The sequence below is a fragment of the Halorubrum ezzemoulense DSM 17463 genome, from assembly GCF_002114285.1.
In the GTDB taxonomy this organism is placed as follows: domain Archaea; phylum Halobacteriota; class Halobacteria; order Halobacteriales; family Haloferacaceae; genus Halorubrum; species Halorubrum ezzemoulense.
Genome location: NZ_NEDJ01000097.1, coordinates 1 through 8960 on the forward strand (window position 1 = coordinate 1; position 8960 = coordinate 8960).

Below are 8960 nucleotides of genomic sequence, written 5' to 3' on the forward strand. Positions count from 1 at the left end.
CGTTGAGAGCGAAGCGGAATTCAAAGACCTCGTTCAGGAAACTTTTGAGAAAATAACGAAACGCGTCAGCTTCGCAAAGAAGTGGTGTGAACAGTTCCTTGACTTTCGAATGTTATCTTAATCATTAAAGGAGACCCAGCTGCTCATGACGATTCCCGGTGTAAGCTACTACACGGCGCTGACGATCTACGCGGAGTTAGGTGGGATCGACCGGTTTGACGGTGACAAGGAGGTCGTCAGTTACGTCGGATTGAACCCGGTGATCCGCGAGTCAGGCGACTCGCGGATCGAAGGGGCATTTCGAAACGTGGATCAGGGCGTGTACGATGGCTGCTCGTCCAAGCAGCAAACACCGCAGTTCATACGAGTAACGACGAGTATCTGAGTCGGTTTTACGATCGGTTAGCAAGCCGGAAGAACTCACAGAAAGCGATCGTGGCAGCAGCTCGGAAGATGCTGGTATCGATCTACCACATGCTTGATCGGGGAGAAGCGTACGATCCACCGGGTGTAACCGCATAGACGAGGGAGCTGAGGGCCGCCGGTCCGGCGGCCCTCAGTGGCCGGCCGAGGCCCTCCGTGAGCGTCAGCTATCGCCAGACAGCGACCGCACCGCAGACACGTTCCGACCGCCTGCCGGTTGTGAGAACAGCAGATCCCCGGACGGCGTAATTATTTTGTCGTTAGACGTGGTTTGCCCGGGTAGCAGCGTTTCCATAGGTGAAGTCCTTAAGAGCTGATAGAATCGGCGTGCGAGATACAGAGAATACACCTGTCACAGACCGGTTGCGCTCAGTTATATTCCCACGCAGCGTTCAAGGCCATATGGTCACGTGGCAGCAACGCTCGGTGACGTGGTGGCAGGATATGGGTGCCGGGGTCGTCACGGCGGCGGCGGCACTCGCCGCCTCCCTCCTTTATTTGCTCGTGGCGATGGTTGTCCCGTTACGGCTGTCGCCAGACGCGCAGTACTGGGTCGGACACGCGCCACAGTTCGCGTTTGTCGCGGGATTTGTGCTGGGCACAATCGTCTGGCGACGGGTCATCTCTCGGGTATCTACTCCGGAAAAGGGAGCGTTCGTGGGTAGCGCGATGGCCCTCGGAATCTGGCACTCGTCCCAATACTGGCAGGAGTGTACGTACTACTGTTTCCACTCCTCCTCAGTATCGTTACCGGGCAGGGGTTACACTACGCAATACAGCTCTATCCGGAACCGCTGTGGACTGCTGTCGATGTTACTCGAACCGTCGCTACTGCGTGGAGTCCGCTGGTTGGTGCCCTGCTCGTTCCCCTCGGAGCGGTCGCAGGGTGGGCCTCCCAGCGTCGCCGTCGGCTCAGTGGGCACTAACTGTCTCGGCTCGTGAACGGGCCGGTGTCCGCGGGCACGTTAGCCACCCACCCAACCGACTCACGCTCTGGGTTCAGCACGGCTCCGAGAATATATCACCAAATGAGGAATTCAAAAGAGCCTTTCCATAGAGTTGTAGCCAATTATTTGATTCCCACTAGTGATTTCCACTCAAGCATGACCGGAATCGTGATCCTCCCCGCTGGTCGCGACGACGCGTTTGAGGACTACAAACAGTTCATCCGAGATGGGCACCCAATTGCGGATATTGAGTCCTACCTCAGTGACGACGACCTCGAACTGTTTCGGACGACATCTGACAACGATCTCGTCCACGTCTGGGGTACTTCAGTAGACGGGACGTGGCGGAACGTCGAGCGAAACGACATCGCGCTCGTCTACCACGATGGCGCGTTCGTTGCGAGGGGACAAGTCCTCCAACTCCGACATGACCCCGACCTTGCGGAGTATCTCTGGAGAGAGAACGTTGAACACGGTCGCTGGAACGAGGAAAGCCCCTGGGAGTACATGACCTTCCTCACCGATGTTGAGGAAGTCGACGTCGACATTGAGGAATTCAACGAGCTCGTTGGCTATGACGAGACCTACCGCCCGCAGGGATTTACACGAGTCGCAGACAAGCGCCTCAACCGACTCTCTGGCGAGGAATCAGTCGAAACTGCCATTGCCGACCTCACCGATGCCGGCGAGCGTGTTCACCCGGTTGACGACGAAGACGACGGACCCACTCCCGACCTCGCCGATCAACTCCGGGCGGCCAGCACAGATGGGAACGCTCACGAGGAGTTCGAGAAACTCGTTGCGAAGGCCTTCTCTCGGCTGGGCTGTGCCGCCGACTGGATCGAAGGAGGGGGTGATACCGACGTAGAGATCCGATCTCCCGAACACGTCGTTGTCGAAGTGAAGGCCCGAGGGAACGGGCGAGTCAACTCGCTAGAAGTCACCAACGTAGACAAACACCGACGCCAGCGTGGAGCCGATCACGCCATCGTGGTCGCCCCAGGCTTCGCCCCGAAAGTGATCGATAATGCCGAGACGACCGAGCTGACAACAATCGCCGTCGACGACCTCGTCGAGCTTCTCGATCGCCGGGAGGAGTATGCTGTTCCACCCGAGGAGATACTGGCTCTCTTGACACGCTCAGGGGCCTTCCAAGACGACAGACTCGACCTCCTCGATGAGTACATCCAAGACCGCATCGATGCTGGAGAGACCTTGCTTGCGGTCATTCGAGCTCTCGAGCGTGCCGACGGAGCCGTGGAGACAGCGGAGGACGTCCGGTGGATCGTCGTGGGCATGGAGGACTCGGACGATATCCCAACCACCGAAGAGGTTCGATCCGCCCTCCAACTTCTTGCGCACCCCAGCGTGGGAGCCGTCGAGCAGGATGAAGAAGGATATCGGGTGACGACTGACTACGAGAACGGGATCCAATTGGTTCGATCCCTCGGAGATGTCGTCCAACCACCGGGGAGGGAGGAGTAGATCACCGGCCTCTGCGACGGCACCTCGCTTGTCTCTGTCCTCACCCTCCGGCGCTTCGAGTGTTTCGAGCTGTACGCCGACAGCGATCGACGCTGAAATCCCAGCCGATCTCACACACACACCACGTCTTCAAGTGTCTCCGATGACCAGACAGCCGTTCTAATTGTCGGCCTTACACACCACCCGTTCAAGTGTTCAACTATAACCACCGACGCGATTGCGTACAATCTGCTGTCGGTCCTGTCTAGGCCAGTTCGTCGTCAGGACAGTGCGTCCAACAAAGGAGACACCAGTCGGGACCACCCACACTCCACTATTTCAAGTGTTCAAGTAGACAGTGACGGGTGCTACGTACGATTCCAGCTGATCGAGTCTCTATCACGTCTTCTCTTGTTCTACTATACTCACAAAAGATGGTTTGCGGATGTGGTACGCAGACATTTGTGATAAATGTTATCGTCACACAGGGTCTCGAATATCCATCCGAAACTGACCCCCCTATCGTTCCACTTGGAACACTCGAAACGGTGGAGTGTCTGTGTAGGTCAGTCGAAACAGTTGAAGCTCCGGTTTTATATGGTATCTGTGTATAAAACCGATATGGACAATCTCGGTCACCTCACGCCCGAGGATGAAATCTTCCTCGATGAAGACGTTCTCCGGGACGATTACGATCCGTCCCGCATTCTCGAACGCGATGAGGTGTTGAATCGCTACCTCCAGATGTTCTCCGAAGTGATCCGTGGAAAGCGGCCGCGTAACGTGTTCGTCTACGGACCGACCGGTGTCGGGAAGACTGTTGGCACCCATCTCGTACTCGATCGTGTTCGCGAGGACGCCGATGGCGTCGACGATGTCGACGTGACGGCCGTCCAAATGGAATGTCGTGACCTCAATACGAGCTATCAGGTCGCTGTGAATCTCGTGAACGTCCTCCGGGAGTCGACGCCCCGATCGAGTATCTCGACGACAGGCTACCCCGAGGGAGACGTGTACGACATGCTGTTCGACGAGTTACGTAAGGCCGACACCACGCACGTTCTGATCGCACTAGACGAAATTGACAATATCGGAACGAGTGATAACGTCCTGTACAAGCTCGGGCGGTGTAACAATCGCAATTCTGCGAAATTTGTCGATCCTGACGATACGAAAGTCGGACTCATCGGAATCACGAACGACTCGACGTTCCGCGACTCGCTGGATCCACGAGTAAAATCGACGCTCTGTGAACACGAGATTCATTTCCCACCGTATGATGCGAACGAACTGCGAACGATCCTCAAAGATCGTGCCGCCGACGCGTTTCATGATGGTGTGCTGACTGACGATGTGGTTCCGATAACGGCCGCGTTCGCCGCGAAGCGCTCTGGATATGCCCGGACAGCACTCGATCTGTTGTATACCGCTGGCGACCTGGCGCGCACCAGCGATGACGATATCGTTACTGAACAGCACGTCCGGCAGGCCGAAGAGGAGATCCAGCAGGGCGCGATTGTGAGCGAAATAGCATCATTATCACCCCAAGGCAAACTCGTTGCGTACACTCTGCTTGCACTCGATAACGAAGGCGAACTACCCGCGAAGATGGACGCCTTCTACGCGTGGTACGAACACGCCGCACGGCTCGCAGAGACTGATACGGTCACCGCCCGGACTGTCCGCGATCTGTTGAATGACCTCGTGATCAACGGCGTCGCGAAGATGGAAGAGATCAACCGCGGCCAGCGCGGTGGTCGCCATTACCGCTACTCGCTCGCGGCACGCCCTGAAATGATCGTTGATGGTCTCACCGAGGATGATACAATAACCGAACTGGATGAACAACGCGACGGCAAACTCTTCCGGTGAGACGAATTAAGGCCATCGTGGCTCAGTTTTGGTGACTAAGAGCCGTCGAAAGCCCTCGAGAACATAGTTACTCTTCCTCGTACGCGAGGTTCATCAGCCATTGGGAGAAGGCGTCTGACTGCGGGTCGACCTCTTCTTCACCGATGAATGGCGAGAGCATATCACCCGCCATCAGTAGTGAAAAGTCAAGATCAGATACTGTTGGTTCGAGATAGTAGGTCCGTTGACCTTCGTACACCGTTTCCTCACGCTGGATCAGCTCGGCACTCTCAAGCGCTTCGACTATGCGGCTTCCTTTTCGCGAAGAGACATCCAGCTCTTTCCAAAAGTCGCTCTGGTGAATCCCACCCGTCTCGCGGATCAGTTCAAGACCCGCATGTTCGTCCTCCGAGAGGTAGGCTTCACTCTGTGACGCACTCATATTCCAACAGCTAACGTGTATCCATTATAATCGTTCTTTCTGTCGCTAACACTGGTTATGAGATTGGCCGTGATTGTTGTGTTAATTCTCTCACCGGGTCCCACAACAGACCCGCAACGGACGTTTTTCGGGTTAATCCACGCAGCGGGGTCGATCCCTTATGTATCAAACTGGGGGTAAAACGCGATCAAATGCTACATAAGGTCATAGTCCTGCGACAATCAACGGTTCTGGAGCCCTTGCGTCGTAGTTGACCTTGACCGTGGCCTGTTCGTTCTTTTCGTCACGTCGTCAAACCGACTCACCGGTCGGCATTCGAGCGCGTGTGATACGACTGTCCAGACTTGAATTCGGTCAGTTCCTCGATCCGCGACTCGAGCTCTTCGACTTCGTCACGAAGCTGGTCGGCATCGTCAGCATCGCTCGCCGCAAGTTGGTCTTTCAGCCCTTGGAGCCGCGTCTCCTTGCGATCTTCGTCCACCTCGGCTTTCCGAACGTACTCGGTTTCTTCAATCTCGTAGACGTCGCTTTCAGCGACATCAGTCACCTCGAGGGCGTCGTCAACCTTCCCGCGATCAACGCTCACCACCCGATCACGGTTGATCCCGGCTGATTCGAGCGTGTCCAGCACCTCCTCGTCGGCTTTGAGCGAGCGGTTCGTCCGAGCAGTCCGCTGGACCGAGCCGTACGATCCCGAGACGGGTCGGTCGTGATGGAGTCGGTCTAAGAGCGTGTCGGCGATCTCCTTGCGGAGGTCGTTTGCGTTCCGTTGAACGTCCGAGAGCAAGGTATACAGGTCGATGAGCGTCCCTGTCTCCACCCCTTCGAGCGCTGTAACCTCGTGACGTTCCAGCGCGTCGACGAGCAGGAGCGCATCCGCGTAGACGTCGAGATCGGGTTCTGTCCGTTGGTCTGGAGCAGGGTCAGAGGACGGGTCCTCGTCCAGTAACAATGAGGTGGTTGGCGCTTCGGTCTCGATAATTACACCTCGGTCGTCGTTCACCTCGAATCGTGGATGGAGACTCAATACCGTCGGGTATGGATCCGCATCGGGTGGGAGTCGATCAACGTCGAACCCATCGGTAGAGTCGGTGACACGCCGATATAGTGTCTCAAACTGGTCTTTTTGAAGCGGTCGCGACTCACCGCTCTCCGAGAATCTGATGATGACACGGTGTTCCTGGACGCCAGTTATCTGAAACCGGTCATTCGAGAGTGGTGTCCGGAGCGTCGCTCCTTCCGGAAGGTCATCTAACCGCTCAAGGAGATTGTGCCAGCTGACCCGAAACGACATATTCGTACTCAGACCGTTGGACGCTAAATGCTTGAGGCTGCTTACAGACCTCACAGCTGTATCCGAGTACGTGGGTGGTGATTGGATAAATTCGGGGGAGAGCTCCTACATGGGACCCAGTACAATTGCCAGTTACCCGCTTTAGAGGTGTGTAAACCGCCTGAATGCGGGTACCGCGACGAAATAACAGTAATTGTATGTATGTCTGACGCTCGGCGTGAGTATTAAGACGGAGGCCGGCGCAATATCGCAGTATGTACGGCTAGGCGATGTTTAGAAAGGGGGGAAGTTCCCCTGTTGGCAGCAGGGGCCGCTTGGGAAGGGACAGGATGGCACCTGTCCGAGGAAGCTTTCCTATTCCTCATTTCTTCCGAAGTGGTCTTAATGGTTGCGGTGGTGAGAGTCATCTCCGGCTTTCGCCGTTAGCACTACCTGCTGCCTCTGAGACGGCCGATTATCCGATTTCGGCCGTAGCGTCGAGCACGTGCGCGGAGAGCGCACTATGCAGGACCACCCGGCTCATGGAGGTGTGCCAGCGGCGTGAATCGCTTCGCTGTCGTTGGCTGTTCCAACTGTAGCCAACACTGGGTCATCGAGGATGCCGTCAGTAGTGGCGCTGCTAACGCTCGTGAGTGCCCCCAGTGTGGGAGTCAGCATTCAGATGGCCAGTTGCGACGTCGAGCAAGAGCCGACACGTGGGAGAATGCTGTTGAGCAACGGGCGGCGCTTCTCGCGAACACTCGTGACGCCGGCGCTGAGTTCGACGAGGTTGGCCACTACGCCGATCTTGAAGAGGAATGGGGCCGCGACCTTGTCGGCCAACCACTCGGCGTACAGGTGCTTACAGGTGCCTTCTCAGACGATCAGCACCTCGACACAGCGAATCGAGAGACACCCGACAAAACCGATCACAGCTCTCGTCAGCTTGGAGATCTCCGCTGTGATGAGGACGCGGGTCTCTGGGTGGTTCAGCAGTACCCGGCTGCGTCGTCTGGGACAGTACACCTCGACAAAGAGAGCCGACCGGGTGAACTCTGGCGGCGTCTTGTTGGGGTCCTCGAAACCGATATTGCGCTCGCCGTGCGCGAACTCGTCGGTGGTGTCGCTGATGGGGCCGCCTGGCAGACGCTTGAATCGATTATCGACGATCAGCTCGGGACAGTTGACCGAGAGGCGCTTCCAGACGCAGAGAGCCTTAACGGGTCGATCGTTGCGTCGACGCTGTTGAGCTTGTGTAAAGACGTCGAGTCCGAGCAGCATCAACAGGCGCTCGAACTGCTCAAGAGCTTTGGGAGTTCAGAGTTCGGCCCGCTTGGCATCGGGTTTCCTGGTGAGCTTGCGGATGTTCGCCGCGTTGTGAAGCCGTTGCTCGCAGCCGCAGCCCATACGCCGACACTCACCGTGCGGATCGATGAGTCATTCCGAGAGATCGGCCACGCTGACCAACGCCGGCAGATGGTCCAGCTGCTCAGTTGGCTTGGCCACGGTGTGGACGTCCGGATTGTGTTTGAGTCGTCTATCTGGATGCGGCGCTTCGCTTGGAGTTATGATCCGGAGATCGATGTCGACGAACTGGATGGGAACGTCTCGGACGTGGCAGCGTTCGATGTGAGTTCACAATGCGATACAGGCCAGCGCGCTCACGGAACTGTCGACGACCACGTCGCGGCTGCGTGTGAGGCGCTTGAGACAGACGGTGAGGTTGTCGCAACCCTCGAGCGTATCGGCGCGGAAGCCGGCCAGACAGCCGGCTACGAGGCGCTCTATGAGGCTGCGCCGTACGATGACCCCGACCAGTCTCGGAACAACGTCGCGTACCACCTGCGCCAGCTTCGCGAACACGAACTCGTGACGGACCGCATCGCGACCAGCGACGGGAGCAAAGTCGCAATTCGCCCGGCTGGCGTGCGTTTCCTCGAAGAAATCGGCCGATCTGGAACGCAACAAAAACCCCTTCAGAATTTTGTGAGTCGGACCGGAAAATCTACCGACAATGTGGAGTCTAGACCCGCGCACACACGTGAGGGGGGGGCCGGCTGGAGCCGCGACCGCCTCCCGGCACTCCACACTATCCAACCGCTTCCTCGCTCTACGTATCAGGCCGCCGTTGCGGCGACCCCCGAGAATGGCGTCGCAACCGTCGATGCGGCGGTCTCCGAGTGGGACGATCGAGCAGCTCCTCGGCGCTACATGGACTGGGACAATGATCGGCTTGCTGTGGCCGCCGAAGTCGACAATCCGATGCAGTGGGCAGTCTGTACTGCTCGGTCGTTGGGTGACGGGTTTGTCTGGGACAATCTGCTCACTGCCGAGCGACTCGACGAGAATGGTGACTTCCGCCGGCTTCTACAAGAGGCACCCGATATCCTCCAGAATAGTGCGTGCCTTGGATGGATTGCTGAAGAAGACGAACTCGTCGACGATGTCGATGAGTTTGGCGACCGCATACAAGCTGTTCTCGAGGAGATTTGCGAGATGACGCGGGACATGACTCACGGCGAGTACCGCGAGTACAACTCTCGAACGGCGTTTCGGACGA

Annotated in this window: 5 protein-coding genes and 2 pseudogenes; 5 read left to right on the top strand and 2 right to left on the bottom strand. The window is 57.3% G+C overall.

Annotated elements, in window-relative coordinates:
- From B9H04_RS19700 to B9H04_RS16560, 4 genes and pseudogenes are all read left to right on the top strand, one after another.
- A pseudogene (locus B9H04_RS19700) lies at positions 1-121 on the top strand (IS630 family transposase); the annotation flags it as partial.
- Positions 122-522, top strand: a pseudogene (locus B9H04_RS19315) (transposase); the annotation flags it as partial.
- 1004 nt (positions 523-1526) lie between these two features.
- The gene (locus B9H04_RS16555; RefSeq protein ID WP_080508761.1) at positions 1527-2855 is read left to right on the top strand and encodes a restriction endonuclease; all 1329 of its coding nucleotides are present in this window, start codon (positions 1527-1529) and stop codon (positions 2853-2855) included.
- Between the two features lie 600 nt (positions 2856-3455).
- Positions 3456-4706, top strand: coding sequence for a Cdc6/Cdc18 family protein (locus B9H04_RS16560; RefSeq protein ID WP_049933504.1), 1251 nt, complete (start codon positions 3456-3458; stop codon positions 4704-4706).
- A 67-nt stretch (positions 4707-4773) separates the two neighbouring features.
- On the opposite strand, the gene B9H04_RS16565 is transcribed toward B9H04_RS16560, so the two are convergent.
- Together B9H04_RS16565 and B9H04_RS16570 are read right to left on the bottom strand one after the other, a co-directional pair.
- Entirely contained in the window at positions 4774-5127 is a 354-nt protein-coding gene (locus B9H04_RS16565; protein ID WP_049933505.1) for a helix-turn-helix transcriptional regulator, read from the bottom strand.
- A 301-nt stretch (positions 5128-5428) separates the two neighbouring features.
- A complete protein-coding gene (locus B9H04_RS16570; protein ID WP_049933507.1) occupies positions 5429-6421 on the bottom strand; it encodes a hypothetical protein in 993 nt (330 codons plus the stop codon).
- Positions 6422-6961: 540 nt separating this feature from the next.
- On the opposite strand from B9H04_RS16570, the gene B9H04_RS16580 reads away from it, so the two are divergent.
- Positions 6962-8960 (top strand): DUF5817 domain-containing protein (locus B9H04_RS16580; RefSeq protein ID WP_394334723.1); only part of this gene is annotated, 1999 nt, incomplete at its 3' end.